Here is a 23,433-nt window from a genome sequence, read left to right as displayed (position 1 = left end):
GAAACCTTACCAGTCCTTACGAAGGTTCTCAAGCAGACTTTGCCCTCGGATCGGGGCCCCAGATGCGACTTTGGTGGCGACAACTCAGGTCACGGTCACTTTGAGGGCCGAATTCCGATGCGTCTCGCCGCCTGTTCGGCATCTTCCTCACGGCGCTGGTAGTACAGCTCAGTTGTCCGAATGTCGGCGTGCCCTGCAAATTCACGGACTTCGTGCATTCCAGCTCCGTTTCGGATCGCATCCGTAATGGCGGTTTTACGAAGCGAATGAACACCAATTCCTCGGCCACCGAGTCTGTCGGGTGAGATCCCAGCCAGTCGGCAGTACCTCTTCACGAGTCGCCAGGGAGTTTTGCGGTCCATCGTTCGCCGTTCAAAGCCGAATCCATCAGGTGCCATTGGTCGAAAGAGCGGTCCTTCGAGATCCTCCCCTATCCCGGCCTCCTGCACGTATCGGAGCACAGGACGGGCAGCATCGAGCAGGATTTTCCGTGCTCGCTTGTTCCGTTTCTCTGTGACGTGGAGAAAGTGCTCAACACCGTCAAACTCAAGATGACCCACACAGGCACCTGTTACGGCAGAGACGCGGCAGCCAGTGATGAAGAACGTCTGAATCAGGGCGAGATCTCGCATCCCCTGAAGCGAATCAGTTGGAATCGCTTCAAGGAGAGCGATTGCCTGTTCGCGAGTCAGTGATGGCGTAGTGTTCTTGGCAACCTGCGGCGCTTTGACGGTCGAAAGATCTTGAGAAACCTTCCACGGTACAAGCCCCTTCTCGGCAAACTGCCGGTAAGCGCCCCGGAGTACAGAAAGCCTGCGAGCAACGGTCGTTGGGCGAAGCCCTGCTTTCAGCATCGCTCCCTTGTAGAGCCGGACATGGTCCGCTGTGACTGCAAGTGGACTGACCCCGAGCCGCTTCATATGTGCCACAAAGTCAGCAAGGTCGTGTCCGTACGCGCGAAATGAATTATCTGACTGGAGTACATCGCTCACCCACGGAACGAGAGCGCTCGCAGGAGTTTCTGGACCGGACAGATCACCGGCGGCTGAAAACACTTCGGCCAGCACCTCGGACACTTTTTGTCCTGGGTTGATTTTGTCGGGGGCATGAACAACCGGTGCGAGCGACTTACTTTTGATTTCCGTTAACTGCTTGCATTCACTCTCCTTGGTCACGTTCCTCCCTGGACTGTTCTGATTCTGCAACGTTGCATGGAACATAAAGCACATTATGTTCCATTCCTGAGTAACATGACTCCCCTTTTTCTGTCCACCATGTTTCGTCCGTTGCACACACAAGCTATTGACTTCGCTCGCGATTTTGCTCCAGACTCACGATCAACAACGGTCTAACAATCTAGCAGTCTTCCTTGCAAATAGATGCGAGCTAGCACCGCGATTGTGGGATGCAAAATATTGGAATAACTATTGAACCCACGCGGCGAGATTTGCGGAAGTCTAACGGTCTAAGCTGTTTTTAGCTGCTTGTACCTCCGTCTTTCACCGTGCTACGGTTGACGCATGGAACACAGGAGAAGAAAGGCACGTCGCAAGGAAATAAACGCAATGATTCTGAGAAGCTACTCGGATCTTGCGCGTTTCGTTGAAGCGTTCGCCGAAGGTCACATCAATCTTCTGATTCTCGTCGGCCAACCCGGCCTGGCAAAGAGCCGCACTGTTCGCTCGTTGCTTCCAGAGGAAACGTGTTGGATTGAAGGAAACGCGACCGCATTCGGGATCTATCAAGAACTCTACCGTCACCGCGATGAGTTCGTCGTGATTGACGACGTCGACTCGCTCTATTCAGACAAGCACGGAATTCGGCTTTTGAAATGTCTCTGTCAAACAGAGCCGACAAAATCAGTTGGGTGGCACTCGGCAACTCGAATGCTTGAGCGAGCTGGTATTCCCCGCGAGTTCAAGACGTCGAGCCGGGTGATCATCATCTGCAATGACTGGAAGACGCTCAATCGAAATGTCGCAGCACTACAGGATCGTGGCCACGTCCTTGAGTTTTCTCCAACTCCACAAGAAGTACATGCTCTTGCTGCAACGTGGTTCACCGACACAGAAGTCCTTGATTGGTTTGCAGCTAACCTTGATCGGTTTGAACACCTCTCGCTTCGGCTGTATCTCAGAGCTGCTGAACTTAAGGCGGCAGGTCTGGATTGGAAGGGGCTTGCACCGGTTGAGCCAGAAGATAAGCGAAGGCGTCTCGTAGCGGAGCTGAAAGCTGACGCCACGTTTGACCGCGAAGAAGATCGAGCGCTACGCTTCCAGGAGCTAGGTGGGGGCTGCCGTGCGACGTATTTCAATCACGCCAAAAAGCTTCAAGTGGCTACGCCTTGTGGGTGACGGCACTCGGCATGCTAGATTTGACTAAGAATCCTATCCGGGAAACACTTCAAAACATCGTTTGAGGGAATGCCTTACATCCCTCATTCAAGGGCAACAAATGCTGATAGTTGCCCGTAAGCGAGACCGCGACACGCGAGGAAATCCATCTGCGTTCAAAGTATCGGTCTCCCGTTCTTTTCTAATCCGGTCTGGCAGATGACTGTGCCCCGGCCTGCATGATCGCAGGGTTCACCTCTTTCATGGAGGCTGGTGGCGTGCAATCCATGGTTTTCCAACGACTCACGTGGTGTGAGTTATTGATTCTTTTCTTCCCAGTCAGCGGCAATTCCAAGTTTACCACGGCGTCAAGGTCCGACGCCTCGTAGGCGTCTGCTGCTTCGCTGTCGCGAAGGCTCCACCTTGACTGTGCCGTGCGGGCAATGCCTGGCCGCCGACGGGCAATTCTTTCACCCGTATCAGGTTCGAGACAGTCGGATCGGACACAAAGGAGAATGTTATGAATCGCGAAGAAGCTTTACAGAAAAGTGAGGAGGCTCTCCAGGATCTCGCTCTGGATCTCCAGAGTGGGAAAAGTGAGTCGCTCATCAAGTATCTCGACGTAATGGGACGGTTTCACCGGTACTCGTTCGGAAACTGCATGCTCATTGCAATGCAGAAACCGGATGCAACGATTGTGGCCGGATTTGGTCACTGGAAGAAACTGGGCCGTTTCGTCAAGAAAGGTGAGCGTGGAATCGGCATCCTCGCTCCGCTCATTTCCAAACGGAAGGCTGACGACGACAATGCGGAAGACGAGAAGACCAAACGTGTTTTCGGATTCCGGGTGGTTCACGTATTCGACGTTTCTCAAACCGAAGGCAAGGAGCTTCCAGAACTTCGAAGTTTCACCGGTGATCCCGGAAAGAAACTACAGGATCTGGAGGAAGTTGTTCGCGGTAAGGACATCGAGCTGCAATACGAACCAATTGCAGGTGGTGCCCTTGGCGTTTCAAGTGGCGGAAAGATCACGGTGCTTCCCGGCCTCGAAGCGGCGGAACAGTTCTCAGTGCTCGCTCATGAGCTGGCACACGAGATGTTACATCGCGGAGATCGCCGAAAGGACACGACCAAGATCATTCGAGAGACCGAGGCAGAAGCGGTTGCCTATGCAGTAAGTCGCGCGGTCGGACTGAACTGTTCAACCGGCTCTTCGGACTACATCAAGCTCTGGAATGGTGATAACGAAGTGCTCATGCAATCGCTTGATCTCATTCGTGATGTGGCAAGCAGCATTATCACCGATCTGGAACAGGTCGGGGCAAGAGAGTTGCAGTATGTCGCTTGACGACTGCCACGGCACATGACTTCACGGAAGGAGTGTTTTTTTCAGGCGTCTATTGTCTCATCAGCTGACGATAGATCGCATGATTTTGAGGCCATTTACTTGCACGTCACCGGGCCTCTTCATTCTTTTCTCACTCAGTGAGAAAGTGAAGTCGCAAGATTTGCAGTCTTTTTCAGTTTTAGCGTCCGTTTCACCGTTCGCTTTGTGAGCTGAAGACGATCTTCATCGGCCACATTCCAAAGCCTTAGCGTTTGCTCCTCTTCAGGACGAGACACAAACTTGCACGCATATTCCGGTGAGTCGTTATCCGCAACGGCGTCCAGAACTTTTGGTGAAATCGTCGCTTGCACAGCACCGTCATTTGGCGAGACGAAGTACCCGGTGAGGCCATTCGATTTGCTGGTTGGTGGAATCAAGTAGAACTCGCTTGCGAGCACAGCATCCTTTCTAGCCAGGTGTTCTGTCTGAGTGCCACCACGCATTCCATGCACAGGATCGCTTCGCATGGTCTCAATCACTTCGTGCTGGCCGAGTAACTTCGAGGCCCATCCGGCACTTTCCTCGGACTCCATCCGCAGCAGCGCCTTGTTGCTACACTGGGCGATGATCTCGTGGGCGATTCTCGGACCGGCTGCTTCACGAAAGCCTTCGATATCCTGAAACGCAAGAACGAGACACGCCCCTCGTGACCGGCCCTTGACGGCAAGGTAGGGTAGCATTTCTCCACGAAGCAATGGGCCGCTAAGTCTCGCTTCATCAATCCAGATCCAGGTTCTTCTGGTCGATGAATTCTCCTGCATGTCAATCTCTTCAACGAGCACCCGAAAGAGGATCTCGTTTATGGCGTCAAGCGCAGCGCGTGCCGTTGCATTCACTCCGAGCAGCAGCACAGAATCATCATCCAGCCAGTGGCGGAGACTCAAGCGTTTGTTTGTCCTCTGCCAGATAGCAGCAATGGATCGGAAGTAGGCCATACGGGAAACAACCGTTGTGAAAACCTGATAGCCCGTCCGCTCATCGCCAAGGAAATTTTCAAGCACTTCCTGCCCCTCTTTATCGCGCGAAAGAATGGTGCGTGTTCTTTCCATTGAAAGCGATGCGAGCACAAGATCTGGAAACGTCCAGTCGTGGGGTGAGTGACGAATAAATGATTCAATGATGCCGGAGACGACAAGTCTTGCAGCGTCAGTGAAGTATTGATTGTTACCTCCCTTCTCAGCCGGAATGAGACCGGCTGCAAGGTTTAACGCTCTTGCAGAAGAAGTAATGTCAGTTGCAATATCCCAGGCAACCGGTTGAGGGAAGTCGGAACGACCGTCAAATGGATTGAACGTATAGACGGGGCATGTGACCCCGATGTGCTTTAGAAACGAAGCCGAGTCATTTTTGGCATCCAGTATCAATGCTCTCTGGTCGGGCCTTTTGCCAATTTGCAAAAGTGCCCTTTTCATCAAGAAACGCTGAACGAGTGATTTTCCAGATCCGGTTGTCCCGATGGCAAGGAAATGCTGTGTGGCCTGTGATTCCGGTATCTGGAGTGCGCCCCAGTTAAGGAAATTGCCCGAGCGACTTCGCCTGGTTTTGGTGGTTAGTTTTCGGCCACGCTCAAACTGGCGCTTTCGCTTAAGAGCGTTCAGTCTCTGAAAGCCGAAGACTGCAAGACCTGCCACCAGCACCAGTAAAAATCTTCCGCTAGAGTCAATCATCCGGCCTCTATCAGATACTCGTGGGCCATGTCCTTTGCTCTTGATTGCTGCATCTGGCGAGACAGAACGGAAAGGTCTTCTCCAGCAGAGACCGAGTCTGTGTAAATTCTGGTTTCGCCTCGCGAACGAGACGTTTGAACGTACGACAACTCCCGGTCGGTCATCGAGCCACCGGCAAGTACAAACGCCGATTCCACCGTTTGCCCCTGTCCCTTGTGAGTCGTTACGGCATAGCCAAGTGTCAGATGGTCAAACGTTGCCAGGTCGATCACGATGCGATAGCCGCTATCGAGTTCCACGCGAACCGAATTCTGGGACGGGTTGATTTCAAGCACCGTGCCTGTGTTTCCGTTTCTTACAAGCAGTGCAGCGTTGTTTCTGGTAAAGAGCACACGATCACCAACGTGAATCTGCTCGTTTCCAACTGCTATGGAACCAACACCAAGCCTTCCTTCCTCAAGCCGTTTCTCCTGGCAGAGCCGATTAAGAACGGTCGTCTCGTATCGTGTACCGGCAAAAATTAGCGACTGCTTCGGAGTGCCTGCATTCTGCCAGTCGGTTACCAGCGAACGCATCGCCTCACTTCGGTCTTCTGAGACAAAGAGAAGCCCCCTGTTGTGGTATCGAGACAGCGCCATATCGGCATCACCTGCCGCCATTTCCTTCACAGCATCTCGTGCCCAGTCGTCTCGTTGTCTTGTGATCTCAAGCAATTCGGCTGCACCAAGTCTTTCACAGATTGCCTTGAAGCAGCCTCCAGCATCAATTGATTGCAGTTGGCGGTAATCACCAACAAGGACCAGTCTTGCACCGGCCTCTTCGGTGAGCCTCACAAGCCGCTCCATCATCGCGGTACCCACCATTCCCGCTTCATCGACAACAAGAACAGATTTGGCTGACAGCGATTCTCGCCCGAGTTCAATCTGCTTTAGAAGACTGTGGATGTGGAGGCTCCGAATCCCGGACCCGTCTTCCAGTCCCTGAGCTGCCTTTGCAGCCAGCGCTGTACCGATCACATCGTTACCAGAACGCTTCCAGACTTCCCTTGCCACATCCAGTAAGAAGGTCTTCCCGGTCCCTGCCATGCCGTACACGCAAGATATTCTGTCCGAAGAGCACGTGATGTGTCTGACTGCTTCTTTCTGCTCGGGGCGAATCGTCGGATAGTCATGCAACGTTTGCGAAAATTGACCGCTCTCGTGTGGCGTTCTCCAGCCCGATGACCGCTCAACCGCATCAAGCAAACTTCTTTCCACAGCGAGCATTTCTCGCGTTGTAAATCGCCTGACGCCATTTACTTCCTGAAGGGAAATGATTTCCTGAGACGTAGTTAGGGTATCGGCTATCGTTTTTCGTATCTCATCAATCCCCACTCCCCGGCACTGGGCGTTTTCTGCAACACGGCGGAGAAGCGAAAGCTCTGAAAAGTGTGAATCGTTCCGGGCAATCGCTGTTGCTGCTTCTTCCACTTCCTTTTGACTCAAGGGCTTCGCTGTTATCGGCATTCCGCTTCCAAGCAATTCGGAATCAAACCCGTAGGTTTCTCCGATTGCCTGCCACGCTTGAAGCAGGTCTTCCCGTTTCCAGCTATCCTTTCCCTGCTTTGTCACATTTGTGGCTTTCTCAGATGCCTTTGCGCCCGAGAGTCCACGTTCGTTCAACCAGTCGAGAATCTCTTTTCGGCGTTTTGAAAACGCTTCAAGCAGTTCAGCAGGTACAGTGTCCAGTTCAAACCAGGACGCCTCCCGCCCATTTCGCCGGGGACGGTGGCTGGATAGCCCGAGCTGTGAAAGCTCTGCTGAGAGTTCAGCACGAAACAGTGCCCCGAGTGCCATTTTCATCTGCGGTCGAAACAGACTCCTTGCATCGAGCGCCCCGGTGGTACCATCCTCACGAGTGCAGACGTTGAGGAGCACAGCGTGCCAGTGCAGGTTCGGGTCGGGTGCAGCGTTTTTCACGCCCCTGGCCGTATCATGGCGGAACAGCGCGGCTGCGATGCCCGATTGCTCAACTCGTTCTCCATGGTGCCCACGACGGGTCGTTCCACAATACTCGCGAACAACATCAAGGATCTTTAAGACAGCCCTTTCTCCGGCCTGTTCAATTTGTCGCCTGAGTTCAATGTCGCCCTGACTCCAGGCCACTGAAACGGACTTTGGGACAGACCACGTGAGGTCAAACGCCGACCGTCTCTTCGGATGCCCTGCATTCTGAACAAGCCGCTTCTTGCCATCCGCTGACTTTCCCTGAAGCAGATTACCAAACGCCTTCCCTTCAACCTGCCCCGACACTCCAAGCTGTTCAGCACCGGTCCCCCACCAGACGCCGGGCGGCTCTCCGCCTCCAACGTAATAGTCTTCCTGTCCAAGGTGCGTGTAATAGGTGACTTCGCCAGAGCTGCTTCCAATGGGTTTGATTGACAGCATGCGTTGTGCCCTCAGTCGTTACCCGTCTCCACGGCGCTGTTGAAGTCTTTTCGAAGCCCGAGAAGCTCCTCTTCGATGCGTTGCAGTCGGTTGCTCAAATCGAGAAAACCGCCGTCAGAGACTGACATCGTGGCGATACGTGCGAACTGATTCGGATTTAGCTTTGCAATCCTTGCCTGCTCTGCAACTTTACTTGTGTATGGTGGAAAGAGCCGGAACGTTATCTTTTCCACTTCATCCTGAAATTTCTGTACCCCCCGCATCCTGCCTCCTACCGTGTCTCTTTATTTCGTTCCAGCCATTCGGTTATTCCAGCAACGGCGATCGCGTTCTGAGACGCAAAGGGAAGCCCGAGCTTCTTGCGTCTTGCCACTTCATCCACCAGATCCTGCCAGAGGTGAAGTGGAACCTGATAACCCTGATTTTTCACAGCGGTAATTTGAGTGCCCTGATCGGGCGAGCTTCGTAGCGTACGAGCAGCTCTTTTCCTTGTTCGACCTTTTTCCATACGTATTTGCCCTGTCAGTAATCCTACGCAGGGCGGAAAGCTAACACGGTTTGAAATTCAAATCAAACATCAGTTGACACCCTGCCGGGCGGTTTCAACCAGTGGTTCGTTCACTGGCAGCCTGAAGGCTGGAGAAAGACACGCAGTGACAGCCCGATCCATGGAGACATCCACGCACGTACCCATGACCCCATGGATACATGTCTCCGTTAAGCTCTAAATGAATTCATAGAAGCATACCCACACCCGTGCACCTTTCAGGCGACAGAAGATTCCGACCGTTGAAGATTGTCGGCACGCATTTCTCATGTGATTCCAAGATGTTTCCGGCGCGGCGACCAGCAATTGTCGCCATCAGGCATTGGCTACTTTTTTGTCGACAACTGCCGTGCTTGCATTTGCCTTTTCCTCATCGGTCAGCACAAAATCCCACCAGAGTTGTTGTCTGAGCGCCCCTGATTCCGTGACCCTTTCCCCTCGCCTTCTCAGTTCCTGTACGTGATCAGCAAGAATTGCCTTTCCAGCTTCGTGAGCTTTGGCAATGGCTTCCATTTCAAGCCGGTTACAGTCTTCCTCTGAAAGCCCGTCCACATAGGCTGCAAACAGTGAACGCGTTTTCTCCATCGCTTCACGTTCTCGTTTCAGTTCGGATTCAAACTCACGCTCTTCGATGACCCGCTTTGCCTTTTCTTCCTGCTTTGCTCTGACAGCAAGCTCTATCTCTTCTCTGGATCGATAGCCCTTTCGAAAAGCGAATCCATCCTGGTGGATGATTGCTTTCCCGAGCCAGCCAGGACCGATGTCCTCACCATGGGCCACTCTGTCATCAAAGTTCTCGATCGCCTCCAGAATTCGCTCCATGGAGCAGTTGTCCACGAGTTCAGAGCCGTTCTTCACGCCCCGCACCGCTAACTGCTCGACCAGTGTCTGCTCGTTCTCAGATGGAGCCGGAAGCTCCTTTTGTTGTCGGATATCACCGTACACAACATCCCACTTGCCGCTTCCCCGTTTTACGTACTCGGTTCGGCACACCCCGCGCTCGTTTAGCTCTTCGTGGGCCGGTTTGAGCTTTTCCTTGATTTGCCCCGTGTGCATCTTTCGGCTCAGGCCCACTTTCTCTTGTGCCAGCCGATGGAGGTCAAACGTCACCACCTTACGGTTATAGAAACGCTTATCGAGGAGCCTGTAGAGTCGTTTGGCAACCGGTGAATTCAGACTCAGCCAGAAATCAAAGTCGAGTTCCTTCAGGTTCCCTGCCTGAAAGCTCTTCCACATGAAGTCGCCCCAGATAAATGAGGATCGTCTCCGTTTGTTTCCCGGCCCATCCCCACTCTCACGATCTGAGAGAATGACCCGGTCGAGGATGTTGAAGGAATCCTTCACCCAGCACTGGCCAGCTTTGTCCCAGAATGCCTTGTCAGAAATAATGAGCGTACCTGCCCAGCGGTCGAGGCTTTCCGAGATGCGACGATAATTCTTCCCGTCCTGCTTCCAGCCAATCCGCTCCATCAGCTCGTAACGAGTGAATCGAACCTTCCTGTTCCCAAAATCCGATTCCTTTGTCAGCTGCACGCAGCCAAGCAGTACTTCATCGTCCAGCGATGTTGGCAGTCCAAGAAGGTCAGAGCCGGTGATGGTGAGCTTTCGAGGAACGTAGGCTTTCTTTGATCGGTCCCAGACTTCGTCCTGGAAGTGAAGCGTCTTTGCGTTTCCCGGTGCTCGTTTACCAACGACCGAGAGCGGAAACTCGGCAAGATTCATTTCGTCCCTGCCGGTTGTTGTCTGAATATCCTTTGGCTTTGCTCGGCTCATTCTTCCTTGAAAGAGAAATCAACATCAGTTGTTGATCTAGTTTATATCTAGGTTAGAAAGTTAGTCCCTTCCATCCCGTTGAAATCACTGACCAATTCGAGACAAACCGTCACTCAAATCACGTGGTTCCGTCACTCAAGTCACGACAGCCCGTCACTCAAATCACGTGCCTCTCGTCACTCAAATCCCGTGTCCTGCCGGGTATTCTGTCACTCAATTCACGTGCCATCGCTTTAACCTACTTAAAGCAAACACTACCCCGAATCTGAGCGTTTGCGCAAGGTAAATCATGGCCTGAATCAGGACCCGTGAAAGACTTGAAAGCGCCCGCTTCGGAGTCGTCTCACCTCCCCCATCGCGTTTCGATTCACGTCCAACTTCATTGCAGTCAGCCCATCGGTACCAGCTGACCGAGGCGTTCATCCCGAGTCGTGGCTGCAAAGAAGTCCTTGAAAACAATCATGTTTACATGCTTGCAAGCTTGTATGTTTGGTTGATTGTCAGCTTGCTTACATGCAAACCCGCAAGTGAGCTGGATGGCTTCATTGCAGGTCATCCAGCATGACTGCATGAAAGCCTCCATGTGTGCCTGTTTGCTTTCAGGTAAGAAAGTCAGCTTGCTGCCTTGCAGGCAGGTCAGATTGCTTGCTGGAATGTCGGACAGAAAGTCAGTCAGTCGGACTGCTTGTTTGTTTTCTTTCCAGCCATCTTGTTGGATTGCATGTTGCCATGTCAGAAAGGTTTCATGCTTGCGGTGCAACTTTCTGTATTGCCAGACAGCCAGCCACGATGCAGACTTGCCAGCATGATGATTGTTTTTTGTAACACAAAAGGCGGAGTGGGGAAGTCGACTCTGGCCGTTCACGCAGCAGTGTGGCTTAAAGATCTGGGATATCACGTGGCACTCCTTGATGCCGACAAGCAGCGGTCAAGTTCCGAGTGGATGACCGAGGCAGAGGCAGGGATCACTATCGCCAACGCCACCGACCCCGATGAGTGCCTCGAAAAGGCTCAACAACTCATTGAATCTCATGACATTGTCATCGGAGACGGGCCGGGCGGACTGGATGATCTTTCCAGAACGCTCTTGCTGTTAAGCGATCTGGCCGTATTCCCGATCAGTCCATCCATTCTTGACCTGCGTTCGGTCTCTCAGGCGACAACAATTCTTCGTTACGCTCAGGGCATCAACAATGGCAAGCCAGAAGGGCGGCTTGTTCTCAACAAAGTCCGAACGCGGGATACGATTTCAAAAGAACTCAGGGCCGCAGCGCCAAATCTTGGAGTGGAAGTGACAGATGCAGCCATTCGCGATCTTCAGGCTTTCCGAGACTCGGCACAGCAGGGAACGGTTGTGTCCAGAATGCGGCGGAAGGGGGCAGGAGCAGCGAGTGATATAGATGCACTTTGCAATGAGTTACTTGAGATCGTCAAAAAGAAAGGGAACCTCATACGAGGCAATGACAAGGAGGTAGCAAATGGCTGAGCGTCGAAGCATCAATGAAGCACTGAATCTAACACCGGAGAAACTTGCGTTCATCAAACAGGACCCGCGACTTGAAGCGGTGAAAGATCGGGACGCCAAGACAATTGATCTCGATCAGTCGAAAGAAATCAAAGAGTCATCCAAGGCGCAGCCAGAACCCGTGGAACCAGCCGCTGCAAAAGCGACACCGCGACGTGAAATGCGTCGGACGAAACGCACAACAGCACAACCAACGCTTTCAGGCGGTGCCCTTGTCCCACTTACAACGCGGCTTCAGCCCGAAACAGCCGATGCGCTACGCCGGGCATACCTTGAGCGAAAGCTTGATGGTTTTACAAACGCGACTCAACAGGAGATCGTCGAAGAAGCTTTACAGGCGTGGCTTGTGAACGAAGGCTATCTGTCAGACGCTGCCTAATTTGATTAGGCCCTGATTCTGTGTAAGCCTCTTGCAAGAGGACGTCACGGGAGAGGGGATGCTAGAAGACATTCGGCAACAATACCAAGAGATTCAACAGGCACGTGAGGCAATCGACTCGCAGCGGGACGAGTGGCTGCACGAGCAGGCAGGACCTTTCATCGATGAAATGGAAGAGCAGTTGCGTTGTTCTTCACTGCCTGAAGGTTTCCGAAAAGAGATTGACGAAATGCGAAAGCAGCTAGTCATCGACGCGTACTATAAGGGAATCATCAACACTTCCGATGTCGCAGAATTCTTAGGGCTTGATGAAAGTCGGGTTCGACAATTCGCAAGAGAAGGCAGGTTAGGCTTAGCTCTTTCACGGCAGTATATCTTTTCGCAGCAAGACCTTGCTCGGTTCGCGGAAAAAGATCGACCAACTGGTGTCCGGCATCAAAAGTAGCCCTCGCCGGATCTCCGATTGAAGTGACCACCGAGGTCGAGCTTCCTGTTTCGGGGACGACGTTTCTCAGTTCAAACGGTACAATCGGGTTTGGTTCGCTGTCATCGGCAGTGAATTCGTATTTCCCGTCAGAACACTTGATCGAGGGGGGCAGCGTGGCTGCCGCCCTGGAATTTCAACATGCCGCCCAGCGATAAAAGAAAACACGCCAGGCCCGTAGCGGGCCAAAGCCCCGTCGATAAACAAGACCCTGTTGTGCAGGATGCGGTCGATGCTTCACCGCACGAAGAGGTTGTTAGGGATCATCGCTTTCCGTTTCAAAAGGACTTTATCGACGAGGTCACGGGGGAACTCCGGCTCAACGATCGCACTGAACTTATCAACAGCGGAAAGCCGGTACCTCCGCCAGATGGCCCGCAGGTTCGAGTTGCATTCGAGCGAGACGAATTCATTCTTAGATCGAAGGGGGATAGTCGGCTAGACCGCGAACTCACCAAGCTGGTAGGTGAAGCGATTCAACTGCTCGATAATACGAGGCTCCACAACTTTCTTCGCAGGTCGAAGACCGAACTCGTGTTCTCATTTGGTGCCAACGGATCGCATTTCGTCGATCCTGATTCACACATTCTCGCAGTAACTTATCTCTGCACGGCGCTGTCAGAAATTGCCCATGGGAAAATGGATCGTGTACTGGATCATATCGCAGAACACCGACTGTGGACGTTCAACTGGGACGATCAATTTGCGTTAACTTTTGATTCGTGTCAGCCTTCTCGGAAGGATGGCACAGGATCAGGGATGCTGAAAAACTTTCGAGAACAATACAAAGAAGCGCAACAGGCACGCGAGGAAATCGACGCGAAGCGGGAAGAGTGGTTGAAGTCCACGGCAGCACCTTTGCTCGATGCGATGGAAGAGCAATTGCGTACTTCTTCATTGCCTGAAGGTTTCCGAAGCGAAATAACTGAGATGCGACAAAAACTTATCACCGATGCGTATTTCGCAGGTGTGATCGAAACTGCGGATGTTGCGAAGGCATTAAACGTGGACGAGACCTGGGTTAGAAAAATGGCCGGAGAAGGGCGTATCGGCTTGAAGCTCACGCGGCATTACGTCCATTCAGCAGCTCAAATCGAGCACTTCAAGAAGATGCCGCGACACGTGGGACCACCAAGCAAAAAGGGTGAATAGCCAATTGTCGTGTTGACACGCCAAATAGCTTGCGTACAATAAACGCCAGACAACCGAAGCTGCCTGGCGTCGAGACCAGCCTGAGCTGGTTAGTGGTATTTCTTAGCATAGGCACGCGTCTCTCTTGCTTCAAGCACCTTCGGGGTCCATTCCACCCCCGGTGCGCGCACGTTCTGGCAAAGTAGCCAGTTCGACCGCACCGTCCTGAATTTTCTGGAAGGTGCATTCTCATGTCCGCCAAGTCTACCGATCCGTCTACACCTACGCTCATTGAGCATCTTGAGCAAGATCTTGTCGCCGCAGAGGCGAAAGAGCAAACCGCACAGGTTCAAGTTGAAGATGCCAAAGCTTTGCTTTCGGCTGCAAAAGATGAGAGTAAGCGACTTCGCAAAATCATCGGACTCTATTCGGGTAAAGCTTCTGCATCGCTGACCAAGAAAACGATCCGGCCAATCGTCGAGCGGCTGCTCAAAGACGGCAGCGCTCTTTCTGAGGACGATCTTCGAGACCGAGTCGAATCAGAGCTTCGCGAGAAATCAATAGCTCGCACCGGACTCTCGCTCATCCTTCGCGTGTTGAAGAAGGAGTTCTCATCGAATGGCGTCTGGTCCCTGAACACTGATCGCAATGCTCAAACGGAAGGCGCTGATTCACCCCTTGAAGCTTCTGCCATGAAAGGGGGTGCAAAATGATTACCGCAAACTTCGCACCAGATCCACCGGAGCCAAATGACCTTGCCTCTCAGCTAGGTCGCATCCCGAGACGTCACCCCTCAGCAATCTACGGGAGTGCGCGACGAGCCAGTGCCGCTGACCTGAAAAATTTTCTTTCACCTTCCCGAGGAAGCTCAATGCCCGCATTCCAGGGCACGCTATTAGCTCTTGAAAATCCTCGGACACGATCAGTTGAACTCACCGGTCCACAGAGTCTTTATTTGCCCACCACAATTCGCGAGAGAAACATTCTCGTCATTGGACCAATTGGTACTGGCAAAACACAGGATCACATTTACCCATCAATAGACGCAGGAATAAAGGACACCAATGCCTCAAACTTCATCATCGCCACCAAAGACGACGATACGCAATTTATAAAGGCGCTCGTAGAAAAGCATCGTCCGGGAACTCGTGTTTCGGTAATAAACCTGGCTGATCGGTACCGCTCTACGTCCACCTGGATGCCCTTTGTCGTAAAGCCGGGAAACGAAGGAGCACTTCTAAGTGCTGTTCACACCTTCATCAAAGTGAGCCATGTTGCAACAGACCGCATAGATAGCTTTTGGGACGGTGCATCTGCCCGGATCATTGCCGGTATTTGCCAGCGACTTGAACTGAGATTCCCCGGACGGTGGTCTCCGGCAGACGTTCATCAAATTCTGGAGTTGCCTCGACCGCAACTCCAGAGCTTTCTTAAGCACGGTCCACCTCTTCGTTTCGCGCAATCGTCTGCTGCATTCATTGAAAGCGGCTCGCACAATGCCGAAACGGCTCTGGCATTTGCTCAGGGCCACATGCGTTGCTTTGCTGACGAAGATATCGCTGCGGTGACGGCGGAAGAGGGCTTTGATCATGACGCTCTTTTTTCTTCACCAGCGGTTGTCATTCTCGAAGTGCCACTCCGAGATCAGCAACGTGTCAGGGCTTTACTCAATCTCTTTGTGACCGAGCTATTGCGGAGCGCAACTGCCTTTGCCGCAAAACAGAAAGGCAACCGGCTTGCGCATCCACTCAACATCTTCCTGGACGATTTCCCACTAACGACTGGAAAAATCGAAGAATTTGCTCAACAACTGAATCTCGTAAGATCAATCGGCGTTCGGGTTCTTGCTGCTGCTCAAAGCATTGGGTCTATCGAGCACTTCTTTGGCACCGAAACCCCACTCGTTCTGGCCGGATTTTCGACCAAGATTTTTATGCCGTCCGTCGAGCTTTCTGATGCTGAATGGGCGTCAAGATACTCTGGCTCCACTACGGTCAACTATGGCAACGATAGTGAAGAGCCTGATTTCAGTTTCATTGATCGTTTTTCAAGCCGAAATCGCCGCTCGCAACCGATTGGTCGCCGGTTGCTGCTACCGGAAGAAGTGCGACTTCCCCTCAGACACCCGGTTCGCGGTCGCGCAAGCACGATCTTTCTCGCTGACGAGCATGTCTTCCAGGGTTGGTTTCTGCCTGCTTACAAGCAGCCCGATCTTGGCAGCATGCTAAGCCGTCTACGTCAAACTCCACCAGAGGATAACACGAAGACTTCTATTCCTCTCTGGAAGCCGCGTCTTGAGCCAAGCAACGCTGATTCCAGTCACGCACAACTTACGACTGAAGAAATCAAGGCAAGATATGAGGAGCTAAAGCAATCGCTGTTTAGAGAAACGGATACAGAAAAGCAACGCAATTACTGGACTTCGCTTGAGGAGTCTTTGAAGCCGGACGTGTGCGTGAAGTTCACCGAAGAGCTTGTCAAACGAAACGCCTCGATAGGTGAATGCATAGAAGCAAGTTACGGAGGACGCACCAACAACCCTCAAGCGATTCTTCACTATCTCGATTTTTCCCGAGTGAAAGACAGTACAAGCGGCGCGTAGCTCTGGTGCTAGTCGCACCACACACCGTGGCACGATGATCGTGCATGATCGTACACGGTTTTGCATATCTAACTTTGAATGAAGGAAATGACCATGGGAAAGAAAACCACTGAAACCAACAAGCCAGCCTTTGAAGCGCGACTGAATCAGATTCGTGTTTCTGTCTGGGAAAACAATGGCGACAACGGAAGTCGCTGGTTCAATACGACAATTACACGCCGCTATAAGGACGGCGACGAATTCAAAGAAGCGACAAGCTTTGGCGGACTCGGTGACCTTTCGCTTGTGATTGAAGCAGCACGCCTTGCTCGCAATTTCATAGCGAGCGAAGAGCTGCAACAAAGCGAAGGGCAGCTCTAGCATGCAATGATTGCTTCGAGGCCAGGGAGGGTCTCGGAGCCTTTTGTTTTGGTTGATATGGAAGGAAAAGCATGAGCAAAGATAGACCGTTTGAAGTCATTCACAGCTACAGCCGCCGTCAAGCGATTGCCGATGGCGTTCTTGTTGACGTGACAGAAGCAGCACTTGAAGCCGGTTTTGTTTATCCGGTTGCTTTGACGAGTTCAGTCTGGTCGCGCTGCGTTGCGGTTCCTTCCAAGTGTCCGTGGCAGGATGAAAGCGGTCGCCTTTGGGATGTGCTCTGGATGCTCCTAAACGCCATACGCCAGAACCGCGATGAAAACCCGCTCAGCTTTTCACTGCACGTCCAGAACGACGAACGCCCAGCACAACTTGTCACACTCAAAGCGCAGTGCGGACCTGGTGACATTGGTGAGCCGGTTATCACCGTGATGATGCCGGATGAGGATTGAACACTCCCGCTCAAATTACGAGCAATTCAATGACATCGAAACGCGTTCAGTGACAGATCGGAAGCGGACAGCATCCATGAAATTCCAATCGAAAAAAACTGTTGACTTAAACATATACACCGTGGCACGTAGTGCAAACACTTTCATTCCAAAATGCCGTGCCGGACACCGAATACCAACACTGAATCAATGTTTGCAATCTGCATACAAGGAGTGAGTCGTGCGACAGCAGACTGAAACCGTTTCGTTTCGTTTGACAAGCGAGGTTTTGAAACTCATTGACCGCGAGCGATCACCGTTCGGCCTCTCTCGTGGCGAATGGGTTCGTGGCCTGGTTGTGAACCATCTTCAAAACAACCCCGTGGATAAACTCGCTGAGGAGCTTGTCGAGATGCGGCAGGTGATCCATGGGCAAACCATCGATGTGCATTCACTTCACGACTCTATCAGGCGGCTTGCGTACGTGCTGATGACGCAAGCGGAACCACTTTCTCCCAGCGAAGCCAAAGAAGGCGTGCAGAAGCTTTTCCAGACAACTCAACCGTAGAGCATGCAACGAAGGTGCTTCAAAATGGTGTCAACCATCTCAGTAATTTCCGGTAGCGTGGCAGCGGCAGGGGCGTATTACGTCTCGCTCTACTATCCCGGTCAGGAGCAAGGCGTCTGGTTTGGAGAGGCCACACTGCCGTTGGGATTAAGCGGTAGAGTCCGAGAAAGCGACTTCCAAAAGCTTCTTTGCGGTCAGTCCCTATCGGGAAGTCAACTGGTCAAGCCCGTGCAACCTACAGCGTCAGAGGACAAAAAAAAGCAAAAGAAAAACGTGCTCGGCCTAGATATTACTGATTCGGCTCCCAAAGAGCTATCGGTGTTATGGGCGTGTTCCGATCGGAGGCGTCAGCTACAAATCGAAAAGTGCGTGTTGAGAGCTTCAGAGAAAAAGAATCGTTGGATTGAAAAGAACCTCAACCTCGCGCGGCGGGGACGAAATGGACAAAACCGGATTTCAGCAAATCTAGTGGGCGCCCAGTTTCTTCACACCTTGAACCGCGCCGGTGAGCCACAGCTGCACGTTCATAACGTCTTCAGCCATATGGTCTACGGAAAGGACGGACGCTGGTCAAAGGTTAACACAAAGCAGCTCCACACCTGGACGCCCGCTCTCGGACGGATCTTTCGCGCAAATCTGGCACGCGAGCTGACAAAAGAACTCGGTCTTGCGCTTGTCAGACCAGTTGATAGCGATGGCAAACAAAAATCATGGTTTACGCTTGCGGATGTCCCAAAAGAACTGGCCGACGCCAATTCTTCGCGGAGACAAGCCATCTTGGATGCAGCGGGATCTCAAGGCGAGGCCACGGGAAAGTACGCTGCTTTGGTTCGTCAACATGCTGCTTACAACACAAGAGATAGTAAAGATCATGACATCAATCCCCAAGAAGTGTTTGATAGAGTTCGCCGTCAGGCTGATGAGCTTGGATTCTCAAGTGATAAACGCGACAGACTTCTGTGTCGGTCACAGTTGCCCCAGGAACACGTAATAGAAGGTCTCTACGAAAAAGCCTTCCCCAAAGCATTTACCAAGCTCACAGAGGAGGTGGCTCACTTTCGTGAATGCGACATTGTCCGCGAGGTAGTGGAAGAACTTCAGCACGTTGGGGTCGATGGCTCTGAGCTTGCGACGCGTGTAATCGATGACATTCCTCATCGACCTGAACTGATTCAGTTGCAAACCTATCAGGGCGAGAAGCAATTCACGACAAAGAAGATGTGGGAACTTGAAGCTCGCTTGCTCGATGACGTCCAGGTACTTCGTGGCAGAACCGGGGCAACTCTTTCGAGAGACGCGTTTGAAGCCCTTCTCTCAAAGAATCCGAGTCTATTTGATGAGCAAAAAGAAGCCTCTCTGTCGCTGCTAACAGGCAATGGAGCAATTCGCCTTCTAACTGGCGAAGCTGGAAGCGGTAAATCTACAACTCTTGAGTTCGTTCGCGAGGCATTCGAAAAGCATGGGTACCGTGTCGTTGGTGGTGCTCTGGCAGGTGCGACAACACAAGACCTTGCGCAAAAAACCGGAATGCCATGCCGAACCGTTGCGAGCTACCTGTTTCATCTCGACAAGACAAAGTCCAAGGAGATTCAGCAAACAGTTTCTCATCATGCTCAGATGATTTCCCGAACAGCCATGGGAAAGCAGACGTGGGCGATGCCGGATCACAGGCTCGATTCGAAAACTGTTCTGATTCTCGATGAAGCAGGAATGCTTTCCACGAAGGACCTGTCTCGGATAACAAGAATCGTAAGAGATGCGAAAGCAACTCTCATTCTCACAGGGGACGTTGCACAGCTTCCTGCCATTGGAGCCGGGACACCTCTCAGACGACTGGCTGAAGAGACACCGCACTCCCATCTAAAAACAAATCTCAGACAACAAGATCCAAACGACAGGGCTGCTGTTTCGCAACTAAGAAATGGCGACGCAGCTACAGCACTTCAAAACTACGCGGCTCGTGGTCGCCTCGTCATTGGCGATGGCAACTTTGACACAGCCTTGAAGCTGGTTGAAACATGGAAAGACGCAGGAGGGCCTGTGCGGCCAGATCGGCACACCGTGCTAACTCAGACACGGTCTGAAGCACGCCTTGTGAACGCTCTCTGTCAATCAGAGCGACTTGCGACGGTGACACAGTCTTCCGTCCGTTCCATTGCTATCGACAACACGAAGTTCTTCGAAGGCGACCGGGTACTGTTTCATAAGCCGCTTCGACGACTCGGGATTGAGAACGGGCACTTTGCCAAAATCGTCTCCATAGACGTAGCCCGCCAGACAGTAGCCGTGCGGCTGGAACGGGAACGAACGCCGACAGAAAGAGCAAAAGGCCTCGGCCAGACAGTCAATCTTCGGCTTTCCGACATTGCGAAGGACTCGTTGACGCTCGGATTTGCTGCGACGGCACACAAGCTTCAGGGCGCTACGGTCGACCACTCATACGTGCTGCTTTCGGGGCCGCTTTCAAGCAAAGAGATGGCATATGTGCAAGCCACTCGGGCACGCTTTTCAACGCACCTGTTCGCCGACCGGACAACAGCGGGCAAAGATCTGGAACGGCTTGAAAAAGCTTTGACACGTTCGCGAGAGAAGAAACTTGCTCACGATCTAGGCAAGCAACCATCGATCTCTCAATCGTTTTCATAAGGAGACTCAGCCGTGACCAGGGATCGTCTATTACTTGGATGCGCGTGGTCGCTGCTAATTGCAGTCGGCATCGTCTGGTTCGTCTATATCCATCCCTCGGCACTTCTTCCCTGGGCCGCAGTGGTTGTTCTTTGCATAGCCTTTGCAATCTATGACTCGGAGACCAACGACCTTCCCTGGGAGTTTTTCAAACTGTCTCTCTGGTTTGGCATTGGCATGACAATAATCATCTCCTTCACGAGTCTTTCGTACTCGAAGAGTGGAATGGATGGCTGGTTCATAAACGGCAGCTCTGCTGTTGGGTTTCTGATCTACGCATTCTATAGCTTGCGAGATTCTTCGAACCCTTCCGTGATTCATATACGTGGTCGCCGAGTTGTGGAATTCACGTCTGTTGAGTACGTGTCCCGCAGAAGTGTTCGCAATACACAATCAGTGCCAACCGCTAGGAGCCAGGATGTAAACGATTTTGAAACCGACTCGGACAAGGAGAATTGCTCATGAGCAGATCCCCTGGCAATCGCGGTGCCCAACTAAAATCGCTCTTTGGTTTAGGCAACGGAACGCGTGAGCATTCCCAGAAAGGCAGTGAGAAAGACGGCCTTCGGTGGGGGCCACTGAATCTGTCGCAGGATGAAGCAGTACAACACTTTGCTGCCATCGGAGCAACCGGCTCAGGAAAGACGACGATACTCCGCCTCCTTCAGCAAGACATTATTCCTTCAATTCGCAAAGGATCGAATCGACGGGTACTTATCTACGACCCAAAACAAGATGTACTCCCTGTGTTGAGTGGCATGGGCTTCGATGACGGAGTCATCAATACGAATCCGTTCGACTCTCGCTCTTTCGCATGGGACATCGCCAGAGACGTGCAAGAACCACGCGTTGCACTGGAAACGGCTTACAACCTCTTTCCTGAAGAACAGGAAAGTCAGCCCTACTTCGCTAACGCATCGCGGCATTTCATTTATGGCACAATGATCAGTTACATGTGGCGAAATCTGGACTGGTCATTTGCGGATGTGCTTCGACCGTTGAGGTGTCCAAAGCTTCTCACACGCGTCCTCTCAGCCTGTCCCTACTCAAAACCTATTGTCACTCAGTACTTCAAAGACAAGCGAAGTCTCGGGCACGTCCTTTCAACAGCCGCCACGAAAGCACTTGCCTTTGAAGCAATTGCATCGGCGTGGGAAGCGGCAGAGCAAAAGTTCTCAATCGATGAATGGGCGAGGAATGAATCCGTCCTTGTGCTCGGGTCTTCCGAAATAGGGCGACACGCAATTGATGCAATCAATCGCTGCATTTTCAAACGTGCTTCAGATTCCACGTTGGAAATGAGCGACTCCGCAACTCGCCGTACATGGTTCATTCTTGATGAACTCTCAGAAGCCGGAGGCGGCATGCTGCCAGGTCTGGTGTCGCTTTGCAAGAAAGGGCGTTCAAAAGGTGCGTGTGTCGCAATCGCGTTTCAATCCATTGCCGGTCTTCGCCAGAAGTCCTCATACGGTCCTGAATTGACCGCCGAAATCATGGGGCAGATTGGCAATCGTTTTATCGGACGGCTTGAATGCCCTGATACTGCCGAGTGGGTTGCAAAACTGGTTGGCGATGAAGAGATAAGGCAGGTCACGGTCAATCACACTGTCGGGACAGAAAAGACTGTCAGCTTCAACGAGCAGTATGTCACGCGGCAATCTGTGCTTCCCTCTCAGTTCCTGTCGATTCCAACCTGCAACATACGAAACGGTTTGTCTGCCTGGTATCTGTGCCGGGATCAGGCGGGAGTGTTCACAGCGAATCTTCCCGGTGAAGAATTGTTCACACAGGATCTTGCACCGCTCTCAGCGACTGAGCCTGGCTTCATCTCACGCCCACCGGAATGCCAGTATCTAAGAAAGTGGACCAAGGAAGAGAAAGCTATGTTCGCTCCCAAACTCCCCAAAAAGGAAAAGAAAAACCAGTCTTCCGAGACGCCTGAAACGAGTCGATTCGAAGGCCTGGATGACATCTAGCGAGATTTTTGAGTAGGCGGGACAAGGCATGATATTGTCAATTATGGAACACAGACTTGGAACAACTTTGCCTGTTCATCGAATGGGACCGGAGCAGCAGTTCCATGCCTTTATTGAGGCATTGTTTCAGCCGGGTGACCTGGTCGAGATTCGTGCAATTATGCCCGACCGAACTGACTCGAAGAACCGTGGAACGGTGGTGCTCCGAGAATGGCCGGAAGCGCGGCAGCTGGTTGAAGAGTTTCCGAAGCTTTGTGAACTCAATCAGCAAGGCGCAAACATTTACTTCGGTGTGAATCCACGCGATTATCGCAGTGGAAAGAAAGATGCAGTCACGCAATGTCACGTCCTCTGGGCTGATCTTGATGACTGTACCAGCGCTGATGCAGAAAAGCGTTGGCGCAATCACCTCCCCCATCCATCAATCATCGTAAACAGTGGTCACGGGGTTCATCTTTACTGGACGTTGAAAGAGCCAGTATCCGTTCAGAAACCAGAGCTTCGTGAGCATCTGGAGGCTTCCCTCAAAGCGCTCTATCAAGACCTGCAATCGGACTCGACGCAGGATGTAACGCGTCTGCTACGACTGCCTGGGTTCTTCAATGCGAAACGCGAGCCTGTCCCATGCGGCATCGAGCAATTGAATTCTGGTCTCATTCACCCGTATTCAGTGTTTCGCCACTGGCAGGATTTGGCAACGGCGAGGCTTTCAGACTCTATCCAATCCCATGCCGTTCAGAACGCCCCGGTCCCTTTTGATTCCCTTGAGCTTTCTGTTTCCGAAACCGCTGATCTCAATCGAATTCGTGGACTTGTCGCAACTCTCGACAGAGACGTTGAAGATCGGAGCCGTCGGGATTTCTGGGTTGTTTGCCGGTTGCTCGAAACGGGGCTTCCACCGAATGAAATTCTGATGCTTGTCGCCGGTAAATCAAAATTCACAACTGACCAGTACGGTCAAAACACCATGCAAAACGCACTCGATGCGATGACTCAGCACTGAGATTTGCCGTTCCGCCACCTGTTCCGTTCCCTTTGCCACAGGGCTTTGAGCTTCGATGTCAGACCGGTCCACCAAAGCGACTCTTGCCGACCCAGAAGCGGTCGCGCATGCGCTTTCCGGTGTTCCGGACTGGGTGACACCAGAATTGATCGAGAA

Annotated in this window: 21 protein-coding genes; 14 read left to right on the top strand and 7 right to left on the bottom strand. The window is 52.3% G+C overall.

The features are described from left to right. Nucleotides 1–95: 95 nt before the first annotated feature. Nucleotides 96–1,175, bottom strand: a complete 1,080-nt coding sequence (locus tag Mal65_RS05500) for a tyrosine-type recombinase/integrase (protein WP_231131287.1) — start codon at nucleotides 1,173–1,175, stop codon at nucleotides 96–98. Nucleotides 1,176–1,565: 390 nt separating this feature from the next. Between Mal65_RS05500 and Mal65_RS05495 the strand changes: the two genes are divergently transcribed. Beyond that, entirely contained in the window at nucleotides 1,566–2,354 is a 789-nt protein-coding gene (locus tag Mal65_RS05495; RefSeq protein ID WP_145294587.1) for a hypothetical protein, read from the top strand. A gap of 499 nt (nucleotides 2,355–2,853) precedes the next feature. Beyond that, nucleotides 2,854–3,681: an ArdC-like ssDNA-binding domain-containing protein gene (locus tag Mal65_RS05490; RefSeq protein WP_145294584.1), complete on the top strand. Its 828-nt coding sequence runs from the start codon at nucleotides 2,854–2,856 to the stop codon at nucleotides 3,679–3,681. 134 nt (nucleotides 3,682–3,815) lie between these two features. Here Mal65_RS05490 and Mal65_RS05485 read toward each other — a convergent pair whose 3' ends face one another. The 6 genes from Mal65_RS05485 to Mal65_RS26360 all read right to left on the bottom strand — a co-directional run bounded on the left by Mal65_RS05485 (nucleotide 3,816) and on the right by Mal65_RS26360 (nucleotide 10,893). Then, nucleotides 3,816–5,387, bottom strand: a complete 1,572-nt coding sequence (locus Mal65_RS05485; protein WP_145294581.1) for a type IV secretory system conjugative DNA transfer family protein — start codon at nucleotides 5,385–5,387, stop codon at nucleotides 3,816–3,818. Next, the gene (gene mobF, locus Mal65_RS05480) at nucleotides 5,384–7,813 is read right to left on the bottom strand and encodes a MobF family relaxase (RefSeq protein ID WP_145294579.1); all 2,430 of its coding nucleotides are present in this window, start codon (nucleotides 7,811–7,813) and stop codon (nucleotides 5,384–5,386) included. Before mobF (Mal65_RS05480) ends, Mal65_RS05485 begins: the two co-directional genes overlap by 4 nt. An 11-nt stretch (nucleotides 7,814–7,824) precedes the next feature. Then, nucleotides 7,825–8,046: a hypothetical protein gene (locus Mal65_RS05475; protein WP_145294576.1), complete on the bottom strand. Its 222-nt coding sequence runs from the start codon at nucleotides 8,044–8,046 to the stop codon at nucleotides 7,825–7,827. Between the two features lie 38 nt (nucleotides 8,047–8,084). Beyond that, the gene (locus Mal65_RS26365; protein ID WP_165701088.1) at nucleotides 8,085–8,321 is read right to left on the bottom strand and encodes a hypothetical protein; all 237 of its coding nucleotides are present in this window, start codon (nucleotides 8,319–8,321) and stop codon (nucleotides 8,085–8,087) included. Between the two features lie 354 nt (nucleotides 8,322–8,675). Continuing rightward, the gene (locus Mal65_RS05470; protein WP_145294574.1) at nucleotides 8,676–10,133 is read right to left on the bottom strand and encodes a replication initiator protein A; all 1,458 of its coding nucleotides are present in this window, start codon (nucleotides 10,131–10,133) and stop codon (nucleotides 8,676–8,678) included. Between the two features lie 388 nt (nucleotides 10,134–10,521). Continuing rightward, entirely contained in the window at nucleotides 10,522–10,893 is a 372-nt protein-coding gene (locus Mal65_RS26360; protein ID WP_165701087.1) for a hypothetical protein, read from the bottom strand. On the opposite strand from Mal65_RS26360, the gene Mal65_RS05465 reads away from it, so the two are divergent. The 12 genes from Mal65_RS05465 (at nucleotide 10,879) to Mal65_RS05410 (ending at nucleotide 23,277) form a co-directional block, all read left to right on the top strand. After that, entirely contained in the window at nucleotides 10,879–11,619 is a 741-nt protein-coding gene (locus Mal65_RS05465) for a nucleotide-binding protein (protein WP_165701086.1), read from the top strand. The genes Mal65_RS26360 and Mal65_RS05465 overlap by 15 nt on opposite strands. Next, nucleotides 11,612–12,037, top strand: a complete 426-nt coding sequence (locus Mal65_RS05460) for a hypothetical protein (protein ID WP_145294568.1) — start codon at nucleotides 11,612–11,614, stop codon at nucleotides 12,035–12,037. Before Mal65_RS05465 ends, Mal65_RS05460 begins: the two co-directional genes overlap by 8 nt. Nucleotides 12,038–12,095: 58 nt before the next feature. After that, entirely contained in the window at nucleotides 12,096–12,482 is a 387-nt protein-coding gene (locus tag Mal65_RS05455) for a helix-turn-helix domain-containing protein (protein ID WP_145294565.1), read from the top strand. Nucleotides 12,483–12,662: 180 nt separating this feature from the next. Beyond that, on the top strand, nucleotides 12,663–13,673 hold the full coding sequence (locus Mal65_RS05450) for a hypothetical protein (RefSeq protein WP_145294562.1): 1,011 nt from the start codon (nucleotides 12,663–12,665) through the stop codon (nucleotides 13,671–13,673). A gap of 230 nt (nucleotides 13,674–13,903) precedes the next feature. Then, a complete protein-coding gene (locus Mal65_RS05445; protein ID WP_145294560.1) occupies nucleotides 13,904–14,365 on the top strand; it encodes a hypothetical protein in 462 nt (153 codons plus the stop codon). A gap of 158 nt (nucleotides 14,366–14,523) precedes the next feature. Beyond that, the gene (locus Mal65_RS05440) at nucleotides 14,524–16,254 is read left to right on the top strand and encodes a type IV secretory system conjugative DNA transfer family protein (RefSeq protein ID WP_165701085.1); all 1,731 of its coding nucleotides are present in this window, start codon (nucleotides 14,524–14,526) and stop codon (nucleotides 16,252–16,254) included. Between the two features lie 93 nt (nucleotides 16,255–16,347). After that, a complete protein-coding gene (locus Mal65_RS05435; protein ID WP_145294553.1) occupies nucleotides 16,348–16,614 on the top strand; it encodes a hypothetical protein in 267 nt (88 codons plus the stop codon). 71 nt (nucleotides 16,615–16,685) lie between these two features. Then, nucleotides 16,686–17,066: a DUF6573 family protein gene (locus Mal65_RS05430; RefSeq protein ID WP_145294551.1), complete on the top strand. Its 381-nt coding sequence runs from the start codon at nucleotides 16,686–16,688 to the stop codon at nucleotides 17,064–17,066. 220 nt (nucleotides 17,067–17,286) lie between these two features. Then, nucleotides 17,287–17,613, top strand: a complete 327-nt coding sequence (locus Mal65_RS05425; RefSeq protein WP_145294549.1) for a hypothetical protein — start codon at nucleotides 17,287–17,289, stop codon at nucleotides 17,611–17,613. 24 nt (nucleotides 17,614–17,637) lie between these two features. Then, nucleotides 17,638–20,259, top strand: coding sequence for a MobF family relaxase (gene mobF, locus Mal65_RS05420; protein ID WP_165701084.1), 2,622 nt, complete (start codon nucleotides 17,638–17,640; stop codon nucleotides 20,257–20,259). A gap of 500 nt (nucleotides 20,260–20,759) precedes the next feature. Further along, nucleotides 20,760–22,274, top strand: coding sequence for a type IV secretory system conjugative DNA transfer family protein (locus tag Mal65_RS05415; protein ID WP_145294543.1), 1,515 nt, complete (start codon nucleotides 20,760–20,762; stop codon nucleotides 22,272–22,274). A gap of 28 nt (nucleotides 22,275–22,302) precedes the next feature. Beyond that, nucleotides 22,303–23,277, top strand: coding sequence for a DNA-primase RepB domain-containing protein (locus Mal65_RS05410; RefSeq protein WP_145294541.1), 975 nt, complete (start codon nucleotides 22,303–22,305; stop codon nucleotides 23,275–23,277). The last annotated feature ends 156 nt before the right edge of the window (nucleotides 23,278–23,433 follow it).

The organism is Crateriforma conspicua, from assembly GCF_007752935.1.
Classification (GTDB): domain Bacteria; phylum Planctomycetota; class Planctomycetia; order Pirellulales; family Pirellulaceae; genus Crateriforma; species Crateriforma conspicua.
The sequence above is the reverse complement of the archived record's forward strand: the minus strand, read 5'-3'. Positions and strand labels throughout refer to the sequence as shown.